Source organism: Pseudomonas sp. R32 (genome assembly GCF_009866705.1).
In the GTDB taxonomy this organism is placed as follows: Bacteria; Pseudomonadota; Gammaproteobacteria; order Pseudomonadales; family Pseudomonadaceae; genus Aquipseudomonas; species Aquipseudomonas donghuensis.
Map to the genome: position 1 here is coordinate 2,226,319 of NZ_CP019396.1, position 20,022 is coordinate 2,246,340.

Consider the following 20,022-nt stretch of genomic DNA (forward strand, 5'->3'; position numbering starts at 1 on the left):
TTCCTCTGTGTGATTTACCAGGTACCCGTCGCCGAACCACCGTCCACGGCAATCACCGTGCCGGTGACAAAAGTCGAGTCCGTCAGGTAGAGCACCGCGTCGACCACATCCTCTGGCGAGCCGACCTGCCCGGTGGGCGCCAGGGCTTTGAGGGCCTCGCGGGTCTGCGGGTCATCGCCATGCAGTGGGGTATCGATGATCCCCGGGGCCACGGCATTGACCTGCACCTGCGACGGCGCCAGCTCCAGGGCCAGGGCACGCACCGCCTGGTTGATGCCGCCCTTGATCAGCACCGGCAGCAGCGCCGGCACCTTGATGTTCGGCTGCAGGGCGATGGAGGCGGTGATGTTGACGATATGCCCGGCGCCGTTGTTGGCCATGTGCCGGGCTGCGGCCTGGGCCGGGTAGAAGAAACCCTTGAGGTTGGTGTCGACGATGGCTTCAACCTCGGCTTCGGTGTAGTCGGCGACCGGTTTGGCAATGAAGATCCCGGCGTTGTTGACCAGGATATCGACCTTGCCGAAGGCTTCGATGGCTTGCTCGAACAGCTTGCGCGCCGTTTGCGGCAGGGCAATATCACCTTCGACCAGCAACAGGTTGGCCGGGTTGCCGAGCTTGGCGGCAGCCTCTTGCAGGCGGGCGAGGGTGCGGGCGTTGCCGACCACATTGTCGCCGCGCTCAAGGTAAGCCTTGGCGATGGCAAAACCCAGGCCGCTCGAGGCGCCGGTTACGATGACAGTCTTGGCGGTGTGCATGGTCAGTCTCCAGTGGGCCAGGCAGGGTTGCCGGGCAGGTGAGGCAGACTTTAATTTGCAAGCAGGTATTGAAAAATGGTGTGCATGGAATTTGAATTGATACTCCATGTAATCAATTGAGCCGTCATGACCCGCCATTTCGACGACTTTCAACTGGGCAGTATCGAGCTGTTCTGCCTGGCTGCCGAAACCAGCAGCTTTACCGGCGCGGCGACCCTGGCCGGGGTGACGCCGGCCGCGGTCAGCCGTTCGGTGGCGCGCCTGGAAGAACGCCTCGGCGTGCGCCTGTTCGTGCGCACCACCCGGCAGATGCGCCTGACCGACGGCGGGCGCCGCTACTACGAGCAGTGCCGCCAGGCCCTGAGCCAGCTGGTGGATGCCGAGCGTGCGCTCAGCGGTGGCCAGGCCGTGCCGTCCGGGCTGCTGCGCATCAGCGTGCCGACGCCCTATGCCCACTTTCGCTTGCTGCCCAGGCTGGCCGGGTTCCGCCAGTTGTATCCGCAGGTGCAGATCGACATTCACGTCAGCAACCGCAACATCGACTTTGCCGATGAAGGCTACGACCTGGCCATTCGCGGCCGCGAGCCGGCCGACTCGCGCCTGATCGCCCGGCGCCTGGAAGACGCCGAGCTGGTGATCGTGGCGACGCCGCAGTACCTGCGTGAAGCGGGCACGCCGCAGACGCCGCATGACCTGGCCACTCACCAGTGCATTCAGTTCGAACTGCCCAGCAGTGGGCGCAAGGTGCCCTGGTCGTTCATGGTCGACGGCAAGCGCGTGGAGCTGGAGGTGGCCGGTGGCATCACCTGCCTGGAAGACTTTCTCGCCACCGCCACTCTGGTCAAAAGCGGCGCGGGGTTGATGCAGGCGTATCGCTTTACTGTGCAGCAGGAGCTCGACAGCGGCCAGTTGCTGGAAGTGCTGACGCCCTATGGCGGCACTTCACGGCCGTTCATCCTGCTGTACCCTCATGCCCGCCATGTGCCGCTACGGGTTCGGGCCTTCATCGATTTCTTGACTCAGGGTGCAGGTGCCTGAAGCGTTAGCCTTTGGCTTTTTTCAGGCTTTTCATCCGTTGGGTGGCGCGTTGCACAGCAGCCATTTTTTCCGGGCGCTTCATGCGCTTCCATTTGCGGATGTCGTCCTTGCTGCGGCCGCAACTCAGGCACAGGTCGCCGCTTAGTTGGCACACGGCGATGCAGGGGTTCTCGATGTCCTTGGCCATGTGTCAGCCTCGTCTTTCGACGTCGAACTGCACGTGGGGTGCAAGCGGGCGCAATTCGACGTCGGCGTCCTGCAACGCTAAAGCAGTCAGCTCGATCATCCGCTCACCTTGCCCGCTGGCCAGGGCGTGGTCTTTGGCGGCCCGGCTTTCGAATACCCAGATCACCTGCAAACTGGAAGGGAAGCGGGTGTAGTCGACCAGGTGAGTGAGCCAGGCAAAACCGACGATTTCGGCCTTGGCGGTCTCGCAGGCATTGGTCAGGGTAGCGACCAGACGGCGGTCAAGCTGCGCCTGTTCGCGTTTGCTCATTGGCATGGGATGAGGAGCCTCGTGGAAGGGCGGGCAGATCATACGCTATTTGCCCACGCCTACTATGCTTGTGGGCCATCGCCCTCAGCCAGTGAGCACCGCCTTGGCCCTTTCGCCGTGATCGAATGGCTGATGAAGCATCCGGCAACCACCGGCAAGGTTGGCATCACCGGCTTTTGCTATGGTGATGGTCTGATCGCGGGTCCAGCACCAACCCTGTGGGAGCGGGCTTGCCCGCGATCGAGCGCGAAGCGCTCGTAATTCAGGCAAACCTGGTGTGCTGGCTGTACCGGCCTCATCGCTGGCAAGCCAGCTCCCACAGGGGTGGTGTGTACAGTTCCATTGTGGGAGCGGGCTTGCCCGCGATCGAGCGCGAAGCGCTCGCAGTTCGGGCGTTACTGAACGTTGTTCAGCTTGACCACATCACCCGATACCTTGGTGGTGTAACCGGTCAGAACCCAGGCCCAGAACCAGTTTTCCTGGACCTGGGTGTTGATCATCGCATCGCCGCCCTTGGCCTTGATCGCGGCATTTTGCGCACGGACAAAGCGGCTGTTCTGGCGCACCGGGATGATGCCCAGCACCAGCAAGCCGGTGGCGCTCGCTTCGCTGTGGCCGATCACGGTGTACTGGTCGGCGTTGTACTGCTGGGTTTTCATCGGGGTGCCGGTGCAACCTGCCAGGGCCAGGACGAACAGGCCGCAGGCGACAACTTTGCTCAGGTTTTTCACTGCATAACTCCATGACAATTGGCCCGGGATCCATCTCTCGAGCGGCGCGTACTGTACCGGATCAGCCAGGATGACGCTCGTCTGCTGACGCGCGGGCCAGCGCTGCACGGCGTAAAATAACGGGTTGCGACACTCCTCGGGAGAAGCAGCCATGAAAATCGTCGTGATCGGTGGTACCGGCCTGATCGGCACCCAGTTGTGCAACAACCTGCGCGCCAACGGCCACAAGGTGCTCGCCGCCTCGCCCCGGACCGGCGTCGACACCCTCACCGGCGAAGGCCTGGAACAGGCGCTGCAGGGCACCGACGTGGTGGTCGATGTCGCCAATTCACCGTCTTTCGAAGACGCCGCCGTGCTGGCATTTTTCCAGACCTCGGGGCGCAACCTGCTGGCCGCGGAACAGAAGGCCGCGGTTGGTCACCACATCGCCCTGTCGGTGGTCGGCACCGAACGCATGCAGGACAGCGGTTACTTTCGCGCCAAGCTGGCCCAGGAGCAACTGATCAAGGCCTCGGACAGGCCCTACACCATCCTGCGTGCCACGCAGTTTTTCGAGTTCATGGGCGCCATTGCCTATTCCGGCGCCGAAGGCAACTGCGTGCGCCTGGCCAACGCCACCTTGCAGCCGGTGGCCTCATCGGACGTGGCCCTGACCCTGGCCAACCTCGTCGAGCAAGCGCCGGCCAACCGCACCCTGGAAGTCGCCGGCCCCGATCGCCTGCCGCTGGCCGATTTCGTGCGCAGCTACCTGCAGCACAATCAAGATGCCCGGGAAGTCATTACCGACCCTGCGGCCACCTATTTTGGCGCACCGATCAACGACTGTTCGTTGACCCCGGATGCCGGTGCCATCGTTGGCTCGCTGCACTTTCAGACCTGGCTGAAAACCACCGCCGTGCAACGCTGAGCCAGGCGCTGTATCGACCTGCCTCTATGGGCACGGCGCTACCTCTGCCCGACAAAATCCGTCTTTGCGCGCCACACCGGCCACAGGTCACGGCCCAGCGCCCAGTGACCTTGCCCGGCCAGCACGCGCACACCACCGACCCAGCGTTCGGAGGCCTGCTGGTCAAGCCAGTAGGCCTGGCCCGCCAGCACCTGCTCGCCCAAAGGGGTGAGGCTCAAAGGCCGACGCGGCCATTCCAGCTCAGCCTGGGCTTCGTTGAGCAGCGGCGTGGGCGAATCGATCAGCGGGCGCAGCAAGGCGTGGAACATCATGTCGCCCAGATAGGGCAGCGGCTCGCGCTTGCCCATCAATTCGGCAAACACCCGGCCGAACGGCACCTGGCCGAATTCGCTGATGATCTGCAGCGCCAGGCGTTCGCTGAGCGACAAGCCATCGTCCACCCCGGGCAGCTCCTGCAGCTGGCGCAACAGCGCAGGGGCGAGCAAGGGCAGGGCCAGGTCGTGCCGATGGGCCAACTGTGCCCAGGCCTGCGGCGACGGTGCGCAATACGCGGCCCAGGCCTCGCGCGCCAGTTGCAGCATTGGCGCGTCCACTGCCCGGCGCTGCGGCCACAACCAGGCCAGCACGTCCGGGGCCAATTGGCCGATGCCGATAAAGCGTTCGACCCCGGGCATGCGGTCGATCTCGATCAGCTCCAGGCGCTGCGGCGGGTTGTGCAGCCCGGCCAGCACGCGGATCAAAAACAACTGGTCATAGGCATCCGCCTCGCACCAGAGCACCGCGCCAGGGCAGCCGTCGAGCCGGGCCAGGGCCGCGTATTCATCCTCCATCTTGCGCTGCACCTGCACCTGCTCCAGGCCATAGGCCTGGCTGATGTAGTCGCAGCGCAGGGTGCGGTACGGCGCTGTCGGCAAATCACGCACCGGGCCCATGACCAGAGGGTCGCTGAGCATGTGGAAGGCGCCGGTGAACCCGGCCAGGCGCAAGCTGTGGCTGATGTCGTTGCCGCAGCGCCAATGCTGGGTAGCGGCTTCGTCATCGGCAGCGAATTGCCGGTGGCGGGCGGCAAAATCGATGGCGTCGATATGCGCCTTGAGCGTGGGCCAACTGGCAAAGCCCAGGTCGCGGGCGATCAGCCACTGGGCATCGGCCAGGCGGGGGGAGGCCGGAGCAGGGCTGAGCAGTGCCAGCTGTGCGGGTGCGGCACCCGAGCGTAGGCGCTGGAGCAGCTCTTTGGCGCGTTTGCGTTGTTGTTCGAGGTTGATGCGCCCGTCGTGGGACGGCGACGACAGTCGAGCGGACATACGAACTCCTTGTGCGAGCCTTGTCCGCTGTCAGGCCGGGAGTCGTAGACAAGAATGTGGGGTGTACAACCTGGGCGCAGCCCTTTCCGCGGACGGGTGGCGTGGATGACGCCGGCTGCGACTATAGGCCCGTTACAAGGCAAAAGGCAACGTGAGCCGGGCCCCGGGTGCTGGCGGCGATTCGCTGCACAATGACCAACCCCTGCCGCCGCACGGAACGAACCGATTACCCTGCACATTGCCTTGTCCGTAACCAGGCAGAGGCGCTTCGTCGTGCGCATCGAATATTATTTGACATATTTGATTTGTGATCACATATTCGGATCACAAGAACGACAACACAGGCTTTTCCCATGACCGATCGTCCCGTCCTGTTGCCGGCCCTGCGTCAGGTGTCCCGCGATACCCTGCAAGACCAGGTCTACCGGCAAATCCGCGAAGCGCTGATGAGCGGGCGCTTTCAGCCCGGGCAGAAACTGACCATCCGTGGCCTGGCCGAAGCGCTGGGTTCCAGCCCCATGCCGGTACGCGAAGCCCTGCAGCGCCTGAGCGCCGAAAACGCTTTTGAAGTCACCGAAACCTCGCGCTTGCGGGTGCGGGTGATGACCACCGAACGCCTGCGCGAAATCCGCGACGCCCGGGTCGCCCTCGAAGGTTTGTTGGCCGAGAAGGCCGTGGCCCATCTCACGGATGCTGATCTGGCCGAAATCACCGAGCTGTGCAGGCAGATGCAGGCCGCCGCCGACAAGGTCGATGTGCCGGCTTACCTGTGGGGCAACTTCGCCTTTCACCGGCGCATCTATGCCGTGGCCCAGGCCGAGCTGACCGTCGCCGCAGTGGAGAATTTCTGGCTGCACATGGGCCCCTGCTTTGCCCTGGTCGCCCCGGACAAAGCCCACCTGCAACGCTCGATGCAAGCCCACGACCGCATTGTCGCCGCCCTGGCCGGCCGCGATGCGGCGGCTGCGCGGGCAGCGGTGACCGACGACATCATGCAGGCCGCCGATTCCCTGGCGCGTTTGCTGCTCAACAACGACCGTGCGCGGTCTGTTTCAGGAGTGAAAAAAGCATGAGCGTTCTCAAGCGTCTGCTGCCGTATCCGGGCCTGCGCGTGTTGATCTCCGGCGGCGCTGCCGGTATCGGTGAAGTGCTGGCGGCGGCCTATCTCGAAGCTGGCGCCCGGGTGCATGTCTGCGATGTCAGCGAAGCGGCCCTGGCGGCGTTTCGTGATCGCTACCCGGGCAGCGTCGCCACCCGCGCCGATGTCGGCGATGCGGCGCAGGTTGCGGCGGTGTTCAAGGTCCAGCGCGAGCAGTTCGGCGGACTCGATGTGCTGGTCAACAACGCCGGCATTGCCGGGCCCACCGCTGGTATCGACGCCATCAGCGACGACGATTGGCAGCGCACCCTCGACATCAACCTCACCGGGCAATACCGCTTTGCCCACCACGCGGTGCCACTGCTCAAGGACTCGCCCAACGCCCACCTGCTGCACATCGCCTCGGTGGCCGGGCGCCTCGGCTACGCCTGGCGCACGCCTTACGCGGCGAGCAAATGGGCCATCGTCGGCCTGATGAAGTCCCTGGCTGCGGAGCTGGGCGAGAGCGATATCCGCGTCAACGCCTTGCTGCCCGGCATCGTCGAAGGCCCGCGCATGGACGGGGTGATTCGTGATCGTGCCGCGCAAGTGGGCGTGCCCGAAGCGGTGATGCGCAAGGAGTACCTGAACAAGATTTCCCTCAAGCGCATGGTCAGCGCGCAAGACGTCGCCGCCATGGCCTTGTTTCTCTGTTCACCGGCCGCCCGCAACATCACCGGGCAAGCCATCAGCGTCGATGGCAACGTCGAATACCTCTGAGCAACACCCGCGCTTTTACCGCACTGCTTTCTCACCAAGAATAAAAACGGAGAATTCGCATGTCCAAGAAACGCCCGGTCGTCATCACCTGCGCCGTCACCGGTGCTATCCACACGCCGTCGATGTCGCCACACCTGCCGGTCACCCCGCAGGAAATCGCCGACGCAGCCATTGGCGCCGCCGAGGCAGGCGCCTCGATCGTCCATCTGCACGCCCGTGACCCGTTCGACGGCAAACCCAGTCAGGACGTCGAGCTGTTTCGCCAGTTCCTGCCGCAGATCAAGGCGCAGAGCGATGTGGTGATCAACATCACCACCGGCGGTGCGCCCACCATGGGCGTTGAAGAGCGCCTGCAACCGGTGGCCCAGCTCAAGCCGGAGCTGGCTTCGTTGAACATGGGCTCGATGAACTTCGGCCTGTACGAAATGCTCGAACGCTTCACCGAGTTCAAGCACGACTGGGAGCGGCCGTACCTGGAAGAGAGCGACGACCGCATCTTCCGCAACACCTTTCGCGACATCACCTACATCCTCAATGCCTGCGCCGAGAACCGCACGCGCTTCGAGATCGAGTGCTACGACATCGGCCACCTCTACACCGCCGCGCATTTCCTCCAGCGCGGCTTGCTCAAGGCGCCGCTGTTCATCCAGTCGGTATTCGGCTTGCGTGGCGGCATCGGCGGCCACCCCGAGGACCTGGCGCACATGCGTCGTACCGCTGACCGCCTGTTTGGCGACAACTACGAGTGGTCGGTCCTCGGCGCCGGGCGCAACCAGATCCCGCTGGGCACCATGGGCCTGGCGATGGGCAGCAACGTGCGCGTGGGCCTTGAGGACTCGCTGTGGGATGGCCCGGGCAAACTGGCGGCGTCCAACGCCGACCAGGTCAAGCGCATCCGCACAGTGATCGAAGCGCTCGGCGGGCGGGTCGCCAGCCCCGACGAGGCGCGGGAAATGCTCAACCTCAAGGGCCGCTACGCAGTCGACTTCTAGCTTGCCTGCCTGCCCCGGCCGGCGTTGGCCGGGGCCTTCCCACCGCTGCCGTCACACTAGAGATTGGTGCCATGACCATTACCCGATCGCCCGAAGAACTGACTGTGCCCCGTGATCCTGCAACCCTCAACCGGTTGCTGTTCGTCAAACTCATGCCACTGCTGATTGCCGCCTACGTGCTGAGCTTTCTCGACCGCACCAACATCGCCCTGGCCAAGCATCAACTGGATGTCGACCTGGGGATTTCCGCGGCTGCCTACGGGTTGGGCGCCGGGTTGTTTTTCCTCACCTATGCGCTGTCGGAGGTGCCCAGCAACCTGATCATGCACAAGGTCGGCGCGCGCTTCTGGATTGCCCGGATCATGGTGACCTGGGGCCTGATCTCCGCAGCCATGGCCTTCGTCCAGGGCGAGACCTCGTTCTACGTGCTGCGCCTGTTGCTGGGTATCGCCGAGGCCGGCCTGTTCCCCGGGGTGATGCTCTACCTGACCTACTGGTTCGGCCGCGAGCAACGTGCCCGCGCCACCGGTTACTTCCTGCTCGGCGTGTGTTTTGCCAACATCATCGGCGGGCCGCTGGGCGCCGCGCTGATGCAGTTGGACGGCCTGATGGGCTGGCACGGCTGGCAGTGGATGTTCATGCTCGAAGGCCTGCCGGCGGTGTTCTTCGCCTACGTGGTATGGAAGAAACTGCCCGACCGACCGAGCAAGGCGCCATGGCTGAGCCCGGCAGAAGCCGAGCAGATCGAGCGCCAGTTGGCCAGCGAGGCCGAGGAGGGCGCGGGCCACAGTGGGCATTCATTCAAGCAATGCCTGACGCCGCAGGTCCTGTTGGCGATCTTTGTCTACTTCTGCCACCAGATCACCATCTACACGGTGATCTTTTTCCTGCCGGGCATCATCGGCAAGTACGGTGACCTGAGCGTGGTGCAGATCGGCTTTCTCACCTCCTTGCCCTGGCTTGCGGCGGCGGCAGGGGCGATCGTCTTGCCGCGTTTTGCCAGCAGCGCGCAGCGGGCGCGGCGGATTCTGGTCAGCGGTTTGCTGACCATGGCCCTGGGCCTGGCCATCGCCTCCCAGGCGGGGCCGGTGATCAGCCTGCTGGGCTTTTGCCTCTCGGCAGTGATGTTCTTTGTCGTGCAGTCGATCATCTTCCTGTACCCGGCCTCGCGCCTGAAAGGCGCGGCGCTGGCGGGCGGCTTGGGGTTCGTCAACTCCTGCGGGCTGCTGGGCGGGTTCTTCGGGCCGTCGCTGATGGGCATGATCGAGCAGAGCACCGGCAATGCCGTGAACGGCCTGAAGTTCATCGCCGTGGTGCTGGTGGTGGCGGCGTTGGCGGCGCTGCGTTTGCGCCAGGGGCATGAGCGTAAAAGCGCGAAGGGGGGAGCGCTCAACGACGCGCAGCGCCAATCTGCCTGAGGTTTTCACAGATACATTTGTGGGAGCTGGCTTGCCAGCGATGAGGCCAGTGCAGTCAGCACATGAAGTGTTGACTGGATTACGACCGCTGCGCGCTCGATCGCGGGCAAGACCCGCTCCCACAGGATGGGCGCAGTACCTGTAGGCGCGGGCTTGACCCGCGATGAGGCCATCCCAGACAACACACCGCTTGACAGCCAACCCCCATCTCGTTTCCAATCCGCACCCTCAGATCCACCACCCCTCATTATTTAGGTGAAGCCAGTGCCCCACGCCAACCAACACGCCTGATGCCGACGACGGACGTTTAAGCCTGTTGGTGCCTGCCTGCGCACGCACTTTCACCTGCCCGCTGTCGTCGGTTTTCCCCCTTTTGGAGAAGACCCATGACACTCGATATCCGCGAGCTCGCGCAGCTCGACCTGTACAAATACCCGCGCACTCCGCACCTGCAAAGTTCTCGCCTGCAAGCCGGCGATAGCGATCATGACCAGTTGTCCTATAGCCGCTTGAACGGCCAGTACCTGGTGGTCGAGGAAAAACTCGACGGCGCCAATGCCGCGATCAGTTTTTCCGCCGCCGGCGAGCTGCTGTTGCAGTCCCGTGGCCATTACCTGGCTGGCGGCAGCCGCGAGCGCCAGTTCAGCCAGTTCAAGCAATGGGCGGCCTGTCATGAAGATTGGCTGCTCGAGCACCTGGAAGACCGCTACGTGCTGTTTGGCGAGGTGATGAGCAAGCGCCACAGCGTGTTCTACGACCAGTTGCCGCACCTGTTCTTCGAGTTCGATATCTGGGACCGCGAGGAGCAGGTGTTCCTCTCCACGGCGCGGCGCCAGCAGTTGCTCGCGGGCGGCCCGGTGCTGTCGGTGCCGGTGCTGTTCGAAGGCATTGCGCCGCCACGGCTGAAAGACTTGCTCGCCCTGGTCGGTCATTCCCAAGCCAAGTCGCGGCGCTGGAAGGACGCCTTCGCCGAGGTCATCGCCCGCCAGCAACTGGACTTTGCCAAGGCCTGGAACCAGGGCGACCGCTCTGACCTGATGGAAGGCCTGTACCTGAAAATCGAGACCGCCGAACACACCACCGGGCGGATCAAATGGGTGCGCCACGACTTCGTCCAGGCCATCCTCGAAGCCGATGAACACCACCTGCGCCAGCCGTACATCCCCAATCTGCTGGCAGCCGGTGTCGACCTGTATGCGCCCGAGCCCCAGGTCACCTGGGCCAGCCTTGCGGCGGCCGCACAAGGAGTTGAATGATTATGGACATGAACACATTGCAAGGGCTGATGCCCGGCCCCGGCCGCGCGGTCGACTACTTGGCGCTGCTGGAGGCGATCCCGTCTCTGCGCGCCTTGGCGGCAACCCCCCAGGACCCGGTCTACCACCAGGAGGGCGACGTCTGGACCCACACCATGATGGTGGTCGATGCCTTGCTCGCCGACCCTGCGTACCAACGCGCCAGCCCGGACCAGCAGTTCGTGCTGTTCTACGCCGCGTTGCTGCATGACATCGCCAAGCCGTCGTGCACGGTGATCGATGAAATCACCGGCAAGATCGGCCAGCCCGGGCACTCACGCCGGGGCGCGGTGGATGCGCGAATCCTGCTGTGGCAGGCCGGCGTGCCGTTTGAGCTGCGTGAAACCATCTGCCGGATCATCAGCGTGCACCAGTTGCCGTTCTTTGCCCTGGCAGGGGACAAAAGCGGGCGTTCGGCCGAGCAGATCCTCCATCGCCTGTCGTGGGAGTTGCCGCTGTGGATGCTCTGCTCAGTGGCCAGCGCCGACATGCAGGGCCGCGGCTTTGCCGGCAAGCAGGGGGTGCTCGACGATATCGAGGTGTTCCGCCTGCTGGCCGAAGACGAAGGCTGCCTGCACCAGCCCAAGGCCTTTGCCGATGCCTACACCCGGCGCAGCTATTTTCGCGGTGCCTCGGTGCTGCCGCAGTACAGCCTGTACCGTGAGGTGCAGGGCTCGCAGGTGATCATGCTGGCGGGGCTGCCGGCCAGCGGCAAGGACACCTGGGTCAGCCAGCATGCGGCGGACCTGGCCGTGGTGTCGTTCGACGATGCCCGCCAGGAACTGGGCCTGAGCCACGGCGACAAGGGGCCGGTGGCGCAGTACGCCATCGACAAGGCCAAGACCTTGCTGCGCCGCCGCGAACCCTTCGTGTGGAACAGCACGCACCTGTCGCAGCAGATGCGCAAGAAGACGCTCGACCTGCTCTACAGCTATGACGCCGATGTGCAACTGGTGTACCTGGAGCAGAGCGAGCGCGAGCTGATGCGCCGCAACGCCCGCCGTGATACCACACTGCGCAACAAGGACATCGAGCGCATGTACTTTCGCTGGGAAGTGCCGACCCCGGTGGAGGCGGACCGGGTTGAGTATCGGCTCTGACTAACGCTGGAGACCAAGCGGCGGATCGCAGCAGGCTACAGCTTTAGAAATTGAATCTTCACAATACAACTCAAAGGGACTTGGATAGATGTGGAAGCAGTTGTTGTCGCAATCTCGGCAGTCGCAGCTCAAGCCAGGGCTGATCATGGCCGGCAAGGTAGCGTTAACCTTGGCCTCGCTGGGTACCGCCCATTACATGGGCTTTATCATGGCAGTGCCTTTTGAAGTGCTGTCGATAATCTCCATCACGTTTCTGGTTGGCTTTGTCGGGGTTTTCACCTTCTACGTGACGCTGTGTTATCTGGTGGCGAAGGTTTTTTCTTTCGCCATTTCGCAATTCTACTATTCGTTCATCGCGCCGTTTGCAGCCTGTGTGTACGCCGCCGGGCGCATCAAGCCAGGGCGGTTGCGCAAGGCAGCCGTGCGCTTGCACAAGGAAACGCCGCTGGCGGAAAAAATTGCCTATGGCCTTGTCATGGTCATCGCTTTCCCGCTGCTGCTGAATTTTTCCTATTTGAAATTCGACTTCAGTGATGCCGGGGGCATGGTTATCAGCCTGACGTTAGGGATCATCGCGGCGGCGATACTCAAGTCGGGCATTCTCATTCGCGGCAAGGCGCAGATCGCTCGAATTCGTGACAAGCGCCGGGTGGCGTTGCGGCGGCGGTTGTTGAAGGAGTACCTGTACCTGGTTGTCGGGATGCTTCTGTGCCTATCCTTCTACGCTGGCATGGTCAGGTTCCAAAAAGTACTGGGTGAAGACCAGATTCACCTGTCGGGGCACGGTTATACCGGCGATGTGCATGTGATTTTCAATTCTGCAGGTGCTTACTTGGCTATCGAAGATAGCGGTCGAGAGCGAGTATTCATCTATGTCGATGGCGACGTGTCAATGCGCGTCAAGGGGCAGCTCAGGGGCTCGTCCGAGGGGCAAGCCGCAGCCCCCGCGAGTGCAGACGAGTAGCACTTGCGGGGGCATCGGCTCAGGTATTGTCCTTGATGGTCTTGCTGCTGCCGTTGCTCTTCACCGAGGCGATGCCGGCATCGCGCGACTGCGTTGATGCATACATCTGGCTGGTGCCGATGACCTGGTGATTGGCGGCCTTGAGGTTGAAGTGGAACTTGCCGTTGCTGGCCTCCTTCTTCTCGTAGCGATCGTCCACGCCACTGTTGGCCTGGACCGAGGCAATGCCGCTTTCAGCAGAGCCCTTGGCCTTGTACAACTCGCTGGTAAGAATAATTTCGCCATTACCCGCCTTGAGAACAAAGCGGTACTGACCGTCACTGCTGGTGTTCAACTCGAACCAACCTGGCATGGGAACTCCTTGTTTCGCAGATAAGTCTGGTTAGACTGCGGGCGTACGTGCTCGCAGTGACGACTTAGTATGGTGGGCTTTGTGCGCTTGTCCAACGGCGCTAAGATCGGCGGCAGCGTGTTGGCTGCCAGGAAGACCACGATCATGATGAACCTGATGCACTGGAAGCTGCTGGTGGCCGTGGCCGATGCCGGCAATGTCTCCCGTGCCGCCGAGGCCTTCGGCATTACCCAGTCCGGCGCCAGCCAGGCGATCAGCCAGATGGAACAGGCACTGGGGGTGAAGGTGTTCGTGCGCGAGCGCAAGCACACCAGCGTTACCGCGCTGGGCGAGCAGGTGCTGGTCCGCGCGCGGCGGATGATTGCCGAGCTTGAGTCGATCCAGAACCTGGTCGATGCCAGCCGTGGTTGCCACCTGGGGCGCATCCGCCTGGCGACGTTCCCGTCCGTGTTCGCCTCGGTGCTGCCGCCGCTGTTGCAGGCTTTCAAGCGCCTGCACCCGGGCATCGAGGTGATCTGCCTGGAGGGCACCGACGAGGAGGTCGAAAGCTGGCTGGCTTCGGGTGATATCGACCTGGGCGTGGTGATGAATCCGCAGGCAGAACGTTCGCCGGTGATGCTCGGGCATGACCGCTGGGTGGCCACCATTCCCCTTGGCCACCCCTTGGCCCGGCGCGGGAGCCTGAGCCCGCTCGGGCTTGCCGAGCTGGTCGATGAGCCGTTCATTGTCGCCACGGGCGGCTGTCACTTGCATGGCCGGAGCCTGGTGCAACAGGCGGGGCTGAACCTGAGCAATGTGCGCCTGACGGTGCGCGACTGGAACACGGCGTTGGCGCTGGTGGGCGAGGGCCTGGGCGTGTCGATCATGCCGGCCTCGACGCTGCCCGAGGCTCCGCGCTGGCTACGGGTGTATGACCTGGATCCGCCAATCTACCGACGTTTCGGGCTGCTCGGTTCGTCAGCACAGGCGCTATCGCCTGCCGCCCAGGCGCTGCTCAAGCATGTGCACAAGGCCATGCTTGGCGTTGAAGTTCCGGTAGGGGAACGGGTCACCTGACATAAGCGCTGCTAATGATCAGTTTGTAAAACCCTAAGTTTACCTTGGGCATGCGCCGGCTGATCCTGTGTCGCTCGACACTGTCAGGAGACGCCCGATGAAACTCTACTTCGCCCCCAATGCCTGCTCGCTGGCGCCGCATATCATCCTGCGCGAACTCGGCCTGCCGTTCGAGCTGGTGCGGGTCAACAACCAGAGCAAACGCAGCGCCGACGGCCGCGACTTTCGCACCATCAACCCCAAGGGTTACGTGGCCGCGCTGGTGCTGGGCAATGGCGAGGTATTGACCGAGGGCCCGGCCATTCTCCAGTACCTGGCCGACCTCAAGCCCGAGACCAGGTTGGCGCCGGCCAATGGCAGCTGGGAACGCTCGCGGCTGCAGGAGCTGCTCAACTTCATCAGTTCGGAAATCCATGCCGGCAGCGCGCCGTTGTTCAACGCCGAGCTGCCGGAGGCGGCCAAGGCGATCTTTCGCGACAAGCTGTTCAAGCGCCTGGACTACTTGAGCGAGGTGCTGGGCTGCAATGACTACCTGCGGGGCGACTTCAGCATCGCCGACGCCTACCTGTTCACCGTGCTGGGCTGGTTGCCGGTGTTCGCTATCGATATCGCGCAATGGCCAGCGCTGGCTGGCTATGTCGAGCGTGTAGCGGCCAGGCCGGCGGTGCAGGCAGCCCTGCAAAGCGAGGCTGCCAGCGTGCCGGTCTGAACCTTCAGGGCATGCCGGTAACCCGCTTCAGGTACTGGACTCTGGCTTGCGTCTGCTTCAGCAGGCAATGGGTATGGATTGTAGCGAAGCCACTGCCGCCAACGGATTCGTACGTTTCGAACTCACAACTGGCATCACGAAAGGCAATCCAGGCGCGCTGGGCTTTTTTCAGCGCCAGGTCCTGGGTGGGTTGTCCGGGCGCCGAACCCTGCGCCTTGAAGCGTGCGACCAAGGCCTGGTAGAGCTCATTCAATTGCCGATCGGATTTTTTCAACGACTGCTGCATGCATTCAAGCATCTGCGCTTCGGTGTTGGCGCCAGGGCACAGGCTGCTTGCCTGAGCCGTGCTAGTCAGCGCCATGAATGCGCCGATGCAGGGGTAGATCAAACGATACATGGGGCGTCCTTGCTTTGATGTTTTACGGGTCACTGGTGTTGTGGCCATGAATCGCCAATCACCAGCCAGCAGGCCTTGGACTGCACATGCACATGTTTTTGTCGGGCAGGTTCGAAAGGTGTGTCCAGGGTGCCCAGCGCAACGCTGATCCAGTCTGGATAATCGCCACTGGCATTGGCCCAGAACAAACTCGCGCCGCAGGCTGAGCAAAAGCTGCGGCTGACCATTGGCGATGACTTGAACACCCGCAATAGACTTTGCGGATCGCTGCAGCTCAAGGCCGAAGCAGGCACGCTGCCATAGGTGGCAAAGGCTGCGCCATGGGCCTTGCGGCACTGGCTGCAATGGCAATGGGTGATGGCCTTGATCTGGGTGTCGATGTGATAGCTGACGGCGCCGCACAGGCAGCTGCCGTGATAATCAATGGTCGTCAGCGCAGATTTGTCGTTGTTCATCCTTGGGGCCCGGTAGAATCTCGCCCGCGATCATAAACCAAGGACAGGAACACCACGATGCGTGAGCGAAAATCAGCCCGGCTTTTGGTCATCAGCCCCTCCCGAAGCGTATTGCTGTTTCGCTTCGTCCATCGCAACGGCGCGCTGGCCGGCGACGATTACTGGGCAACACCGGGGGGCGGCGTGGAGGAGGGGGAGACCTTCGAGCAAGCTGCGATTCGTGAGCTACGCGAAGAAACCGGCATCCAGGTCGACGCCGTGGGCGCACCCTTGAACGAGCGTCGTTTTGCCATGCAGTTGCCCAGCGGCGAGTGGGTTACCTCGGTCGAGCAGTATTACCTGATTCAGGCGCAGAACCAGCAGCTGTGCCGCCAGGGATGGACGCCTTCGGAAGTCGAAGTGATGGCCGACCATCGTTGGTGGTCGGCCGAGGAACTGCGGCAAACCACCGACACGGTGTGGCCGGAGCGGCTGATTGAAACGCTCGAATCAGCCGGCGTGTTCAGCGCCGCGCCAGCGCATGGCTGACGCATTGCTCATAGTAGGTCTGCTTGATGGCCGCAGGCTTGAGGCGTGACTGGCTGTTGTAGGTCTGTTCGGTGATGCCCATGGCGGTCATGCGCATCCACGGCTTGGTGAATTTGCGCACCTGCAGGCGCTTGCGCGCAGCGTACAGGGTCACCCCGGACAGCTTCGATTGCTGGGCACCGGCGGCGATGTCCGAGCCCCAACTGCACATGTAGCGGTCATTGTTGCCCAGGGTTTTGGCCTGGGCGCCGAGCGGGAGTGCGACCAGAAAAAACGCTGCCAGGGTCAATCCATAAGCCCGCATAGCACCTACCTAACTTGCTGAAAAGAAAGCGAGTTTGCCTACGAAGCGGGTAGCAGGGGGCCAGCAATTTGCCTTATTTGCGCCTGAATTTCACAGCAGTTGTGTTTGTGACTTGCGGCCCAGCAACAGGCCTTCTGCGGCAACGGCGAAGGTGTTTCCCTGCAGCCAGAAGGCGTCGTGCACCTGGCTCATGAGGTAGCAGGCGCCCCGGCTGTCGACAAACAGCGCGCCATGGCCGTGGTGCACATCGCCGATGCACACCAGGGTTGTGTTCAGCTTGCGTTGCATCGCCACGATGACTTTTTCGTCGTGCAGGCCGGGCTTGGCCCTGAACTCGATGTCGCCGGCGGCGCATTCTTCACCGGCGCCGCAGTGGCCGACGCACAGGCCATTGAACGCCCTGAGCAAGTCGTTGGCGGGGTGGCCGTTGGGCCCGATGTCCGCCTCTGGGGCAGTCACTTGGGCAGGCCAGCCGGCAGCCACGAACAGCGGGCGGATGGTTTCAGGTAGGTCTATGGGCATGTCTGCTCTCTGGTCGAATCCGTGCGAGAGGCTACATTAACACGGCAGACATCATTGATCCTTGAGGAGGGCGAGCCATGAGCAATGAGACTTTACCCGCTGCAGCCCTCATCGCTGGCAAGCCAGCTCCCACAATGAACCTGTGTACATCGACCCTGTGGGAGCTGGCTTGCCAGCGATCCAGCGCGCAGCGCTGGCAACATCAGGCTTGACCTCTACTTAGGTCGAGGTTTGATACTCGCCGCTCCAACCACTCGGAGCAGCACCATGACCGCAGCTTTCCACCTGTCCAACCCCGAAGGCCTCTACGACCCCTCTAGCAATGCCTACTCCCATGTGGCTGAAGTCGCCGCCAATGCCCGGTTGCTGTACATCGCCGGGCAGGGCGGGGAAGACCTCGAGGGCCGGCTGTCCAGCGACTTTGCCGAGCAGGCACGCCAGGCCCTGGCCAACCTGCAGATCGCCCTGCAATCCAAAGGCGCGACCCTGGCCGATGTGTTCAAACTGACCCTGCTGATCGTCGATCACGACGAAACCCGCTTGCGCCTGTGGGGCGCCGAAGCCCAGCGCGCCTGGGGCGCCAACATGACCCCGACCTGCACGCTGATCCCGGTGCCGCGCCTGGCCCTGGACGGCATGCAGATCGAAATCGACGCGGTCGCCGCGCTGCCCGGCAGGTAAGACGTTTTAGCGATGGCATTGGCCCCGGCTTTTGTAAACAATAGCGCCCGCAATACGCGCTGTTCGTTCAATTATCGAGATACCAATGCCGTCGATACTTCCGCTGTATGAGGTCCAGTCATGAGCGACCTCACTGTCGAACTGTTGCAAACCGGCCCCGAGCAGGCCGAGCTGATCCGCAACCTTTACCAGTTCTACGCCTACGAGTCTTCGGACTGGGAGCAGGAAGACGTCGAGGTCGACGGCCGTTTCTATGTCCACGACGAACACTTGCAACGTTACTGGCAAGAGCCGCAGTGGAGCGCCAACCTGATCCTGGTCGACGGCTACATCGCAGGCTTTTTGCTGATCGAACGCAGCGAGCTGCCCGGCCTCGATGCCCTGGAACTGGCCGACCTGTTCATCCTCAAGCGCTATCGGCGCAAAGGCATCGCCAGCGCCCTGGCCAGCCAGGTGCTGGCGAGCGGGCAGAACCAGTGGCTGGTGCGTTACTACGACCAGGACGAAACCGCCCACGCCTTCTGGCGCACAGTGCTCGACAACCTGCCGCGCCCGGTACGTTCGATCGAACTGGACGACGAGCCAGAGTTGGTTAACTTCCTGGTGACGCGGGCGTTGCACTGAGCTGGCACGAACGTTTCATGGCGAGATCAGACACAGCGAACGGCGCGCTCAGGCAAATCCGCCGTCAAGCAGCACAGGTAAGGTGACGCCAGCAGTCAATGCCATGCGTTCCGATCACAAGAGAATAAATATAATGATCAGCCTGGGCTCCAAGGATTCGAGCGGTCAGTTGGCGCAGGGGTTCAAGCCGCGCCATGTCACCATGCTTTCCATCGCCGGCATCATCGGCGCCGGCTTGTTCGTCGGCTCCGGGCATGCGATTGCCGCCGCCGGGCCCGCGGCAATCCTGGCCTATGTGCTGTCCGGCCTGCTGGTGATCCTGGTGATGCGCATGCTCGGCGAGATGGCCGTGGCCAACCCCGATACCGGCTCGTTCTCGACCTATGCCGACCAGGCCATCGGGCCCTGGGCCGGCTTTACCATCGGCTGGATGTACTGGTGGTTCTGGGTGCTGGTGATCCCCATCGAGGCCCTGGCCGCCGGGCATGTGCTGAACAACTGGCTGCCCATGGTCGATACCTGGCTGTTTGCCCTGTTGTCGATCATCGTCCTGGCCGCGACCAACCTGTTCAGCGTGGCCAAGTACGGTGAGTTCGAGTTCTGGTTCGCGCTGTTCAAGGTCGTGGCGATCATCGCCTTCATCTCCCTCGGCGCAGCCGTGCTGATGGGCTGGGTGCCGGAGCGCGAGGTCAGCGGCCTGGGCCGTTTGCTTGAAACCCAGGGCGGGTTTGCGCCCAACGGCGTGTCGGCGGTGGTCGGTGCGTTCATCACGGTGATGTTCAGCTTTATCGGCACGGAGGCGGTGACCATTGCCGCCGCCGAATCCCAGAGCCCGGCGAGGAACATCGCCAAGGCCACCCGCTCGGTGATCTGGCGCATCGGTGTGTTCTATCTGCTGTCGATTGCCGTGATCATTTCCATCGTGCCCTGGAACGACCCGCAACTGGCGTCGGTGGGCTCTTACCAGCGCGCCCTGGAGCTGATGAACATCCCCCACGCCAAGCTGATGATGGATGTGGTGGTGCTGGTGGCAGTGGCCAGTTGCATGAACTCCTCGATCTACATTGCTTCGCGCATGCTGTTCTCCCTGGGCAAGCGCGGTGAAGCGCCCCGGCAGGTCAAGCTGACCTCGGCCGTTGGCGTACCACGCGCAGCGGTCATCGCCAGCACCGTGCTGGGTGCAGTGATCACCGTGGTCAGTCATTTTGCCCCGGCCGGCTTGTTCCAGTTCCTGCTGGCCAGCTCCGGTGCCATTGCCTTGCTGGTGTACCTGGTGATTGCCGTGTCGCAGTTGCGCATGCGCCGGATGCTACTCAAGCAGAAGGTCGAGCTGACGTTTCGCATGTGGCTGTTCCCCTGGCTCACCTACCTGGTCATCGTGTTCATCAGCGCAGCGCTCGGGGTCATGCTGGTGACCCCTGAGCACCGTGCCGAGGTGACCACCACCATCGGCCTTGCGCTGGTGATTTCCTTCATCGGCATTATCACCACCCGTCAGCATGGCCAGCCGGTCAAGGTGCCGTCGGTGGGCTGAAG

Annotated in this window: 25 protein-coding genes and 1 pseudogene; 16 read left to right on the top strand and 10 right to left on the bottom strand. The window is 63.0% G+C overall.

Translation table 11 applies throughout. From position 1 onward, the window contains the following. Nucleotides 1-14: 14 nt before the first annotated feature. Nucleotides 15-755: an SDR family NAD(P)-dependent oxidoreductase gene (locus tag PspR32_RS10290; protein ID WP_036996115.1), complete on the bottom strand. Its 741-nt coding sequence runs from the start codon at nt 753-755 to the stop codon at nt 15-17. A gap of 126 nt (nt 756-881) precedes the next feature. Between PspR32_RS10290 and PspR32_RS10295 the strand changes: the two genes are divergently transcribed. Next, nucleotides 882-1,793, top strand: a complete 912-nt coding sequence (locus PspR32_RS10295; RefSeq protein WP_159388416.1) for a LysR family transcriptional regulator — start codon at nt 882-884, stop codon at nt 1,791-1,793. A gap of 4 nt (nt 1,794-1,797) precedes the next feature. Here PspR32_RS10295 and PspR32_RS10300 read toward each other — a convergent pair whose 3' ends face one another. Both PspR32_RS10300 and PspR32_RS10305 read right to left on the bottom strand, forming a co-directional pair. Further along, nucleotides 1,798-1,980: a DUF1289 domain-containing protein gene (locus PspR32_RS10300; protein ID WP_010225542.1), complete on the bottom strand. Its 183-nt coding sequence runs from the start codon at nt 1,978-1,980 to the stop codon at nt 1,798-1,800. Nucleotides 1,981-1,983: 3 nt separating this feature from the next. After that, nucleotides 1,984-2,295, bottom strand: coding sequence for a hypothetical protein (locus PspR32_RS10305; RefSeq protein WP_159388417.1), 312 nt, complete (start codon nt 2,293-2,295; stop codon nt 1,984-1,986). Between the two features lie 105 nt (nt 2,296-2,400). Here PspR32_RS10305 and PspR32_RS10310 point away from each other — a divergent pair. Continuing rightward, a pseudogene (locus PspR32_RS10310) lies at nt 2,401-2,484 on the top strand (CocE/NonD family hydrolase); the annotation flags it as partial. A gap of 200 nt (nt 2,485-2,684) precedes the next feature. Here PspR32_RS10310 and PspR32_RS10315 read toward each other — a convergent pair. After that, nucleotides 2,685-3,020 (bottom strand): hypothetical protein, encoded by a 336-nt coding sequence (locus PspR32_RS10315; protein ID WP_010225545.1) that lies wholly within the window; start codon nt 3,018-3,020, stop codon nt 2,685-2,687. 151 nt (nt 3,021-3,171) lie between these two features. On the opposite strand from PspR32_RS10315, the gene PspR32_RS10320 reads away from it, so the two are divergent. Further along, entirely contained in the window at nt 3,172-3,927 is a 756-nt protein-coding gene (locus PspR32_RS10320) for an SDR family oxidoreductase (RefSeq protein WP_100782256.1), read from the top strand. 38 nt (nt 3,928-3,965) lie between these two features. Here PspR32_RS10320 and PspR32_RS10325 read toward each other — a convergent pair whose 3' ends face one another. After that, the gene (locus PspR32_RS10325) at nt 3,966-5,231 is read right to left on the bottom strand and encodes a DUF1835 domain-containing protein (RefSeq protein ID WP_010225550.1); all 1,266 of its coding nucleotides are present in this window, start codon (nt 5,229-5,231) and stop codon (nt 3,966-3,968) included. Nucleotides 5,232-5,584: 353 nt separating this feature from the next. Between PspR32_RS10325 and PspR32_RS10330 the strand changes: the two genes are divergently transcribed. The 7 genes from PspR32_RS10330 (at nt 5,585) to PspR32_RS10360 (ending at nt 12,858) form a co-directional block, all read left to right on the top strand. Beyond that, a complete protein-coding gene (locus tag PspR32_RS10330) occupies nt 5,585-6,304 on the top strand; it encodes a GntR family transcriptional regulator (RefSeq protein WP_010225552.1) in 720 nt (239 codons plus the stop codon). Further along, nucleotides 6,301-7,089 (top strand): SDR family oxidoreductase, encoded by a 789-nt coding sequence (locus tag PspR32_RS10335; protein WP_010225554.1) that lies wholly within the window; start codon nt 6,301-6,303, stop codon nt 7,087-7,089. Before PspR32_RS10330 ends, PspR32_RS10335 begins: the two co-directional genes overlap by 4 nt. 59 nt (nt 7,090-7,148) lie before the next feature. After that, nucleotides 7,149-8,081 carry a 3-keto-5-aminohexanoate cleavage protein gene (locus PspR32_RS10340; protein WP_010225556.1) on the top strand — a complete coding sequence of 311 codons (933 nt, stop codon included), beginning with the start codon at nt 7,149-7,151 and terminating at the stop codon, nt 8,079-8,081. 71 nt (nt 8,082-8,152) lie between these two features. Then, nucleotides 8,153-9,499, top strand: coding sequence for an MFS transporter (locus PspR32_RS10345; protein ID WP_010225558.1), 1,347 nt, complete (start codon nt 8,153-8,155; stop codon nt 9,497-9,499). 386 nt (nt 9,500-9,885) lie between these two features. Next, complete coding sequence (locus PspR32_RS10350) at nt 9,886-10,755, top strand: RNA ligase family protein (protein WP_036996112.1); 870 nt, start codon at nt 9,886-9,888, stop codon at nt 10,753-10,755. 2 nt (nt 10,756-10,757) lie between these two features. After that, the gene (locus PspR32_RS10355) at nt 10,758-11,894 is read left to right on the top strand and encodes an AAA family ATPase (RefSeq protein ID WP_159388418.1); all 1,137 of its coding nucleotides are present in this window, start codon (nt 10,758-10,760) and stop codon (nt 11,892-11,894) included. 88 nt (nt 11,895-11,982) lie between these two features. Beyond that, on the top strand, nt 11,983-12,858 hold the full coding sequence (locus PspR32_RS10360; RefSeq protein ID WP_010225566.1) for a hypothetical protein: 876 nt from the start codon (nt 11,983-11,985) through the stop codon (nt 12,856-12,858). 19 nt (nt 12,859-12,877) lie between these two features. Here the strand turns inward: PspR32_RS10360 and PspR32_RS10365 are convergent, their stop codons facing one another. After that, a complete protein-coding gene (locus tag PspR32_RS10365) occupies nt 12,878-13,210 on the bottom strand; it encodes a YegP family protein (protein WP_010225568.1) in 333 nt (110 codons plus the stop codon). Between the two features lie 144 nt (nt 13,211-13,354). On the opposite strand from PspR32_RS10365, the gene PspR32_RS10370 reads away from it, so the two are divergent. After that, nucleotides 13,355-14,266, top strand: a complete 912-nt coding sequence (locus PspR32_RS10370; protein WP_036996102.1) for a LysR family transcriptional regulator — start codon at nt 13,355-13,357, stop codon at nt 14,264-14,266. Between the two features lie 97 nt (nt 14,267-14,363). Next, on the top strand, nt 14,364-14,975 hold the full coding sequence (gstA, locus tag PspR32_RS10375) for a glutathione transferase GstA (RefSeq protein WP_036996107.1): 612 nt from the start codon (nt 14,364-14,366) through the stop codon (nt 14,973-14,975). 4 nt (nt 14,976-14,979) lie between these two features. On the opposite strand, the gene PspR32_RS10380 is transcribed toward gstA, so the two are convergent. Together PspR32_RS10380 and PspR32_RS10385 are read right to left on the bottom strand one after the other, a co-directional pair. Next, nucleotides 14,980-15,372 carry a lysozyme inhibitor LprI family protein gene (locus PspR32_RS10380; protein ID WP_010225573.1) on the bottom strand — a complete coding sequence of 131 codons (393 nt, stop codon included), beginning with the start codon at nt 15,370-15,372 and terminating at the stop codon, nt 14,980-14,982. A gap of 29 nt (nt 15,373-15,401) precedes the next feature. Beyond that, nucleotides 15,402-15,827 carry a GFA family protein gene (locus tag PspR32_RS10385; RefSeq protein WP_159388419.1) on the bottom strand — a complete coding sequence of 142 codons (426 nt, stop codon included), beginning with the start codon at nt 15,825-15,827 and terminating at the stop codon, nt 15,402-15,404. A gap of 57 nt (nt 15,828-15,884) precedes the next feature. On the opposite strand from PspR32_RS10385, the gene PspR32_RS10390 reads away from it, so the two are divergent. After that, nucleotides 15,885-16,355: an NUDIX hydrolase gene (locus PspR32_RS10390; RefSeq protein ID WP_010225577.1), complete on the top strand. Its 471-nt coding sequence runs from the start codon at nt 15,885-15,887 to the stop codon at nt 16,353-16,355. Here the strand turns inward: PspR32_RS10390 and PspR32_RS10395 are convergent. After that, nucleotides 16,330-16,659: a hypothetical protein gene (locus PspR32_RS10395; protein ID WP_010225579.1), complete on the bottom strand. Its 330-nt coding sequence runs from the start codon at nt 16,657-16,659 to the stop codon at nt 16,330-16,332. The genes PspR32_RS10390 and PspR32_RS10395 overlap by 26 nt on opposite strands. Before the next feature lie 90 nt (nt 16,660-16,749). Further along, nucleotides 16,750-17,181, bottom strand: a complete 432-nt coding sequence (locus PspR32_RS10400) for an SUKH-3 domain-containing protein (RefSeq protein ID WP_010225580.1) — start codon at nt 17,179-17,181, stop codon at nt 16,750-16,752. Nucleotides 17,182-17,448: 267 nt separating this feature from the next. Between PspR32_RS10400 and PspR32_RS10405 the strand changes: the two genes are divergently transcribed. From PspR32_RS10405 to gabP, 3 genes are all read left to right on the top strand, one after another. Further along, nucleotides 17,449-17,862 (top strand): RidA family protein, encoded by a 414-nt coding sequence (locus PspR32_RS10405; RefSeq protein WP_010225581.1) that lies wholly within the window; start codon nt 17,449-17,451, stop codon nt 17,860-17,862. A gap of 120 nt (nt 17,863-17,982) precedes the next feature. Beyond that, nucleotides 17,983-18,486, top strand: coding sequence for a GNAT family N-acetyltransferase (locus tag PspR32_RS10410; protein ID WP_010225582.1), 504 nt, complete (start codon nt 17,983-17,985; stop codon nt 18,484-18,486). Nucleotides 18,487-18,619: 133 nt separating this feature from the next. Beyond that, nucleotides 18,620-20,020, top strand: a complete 1,401-nt coding sequence (gabP, locus tag PspR32_RS10415) for a GABA permease (protein ID WP_010225583.1) — start codon at nt 18,620-18,622, stop codon at nt 20,018-20,020. Nucleotides 20,021-20,022: the final 2 nt, after the last annotated feature.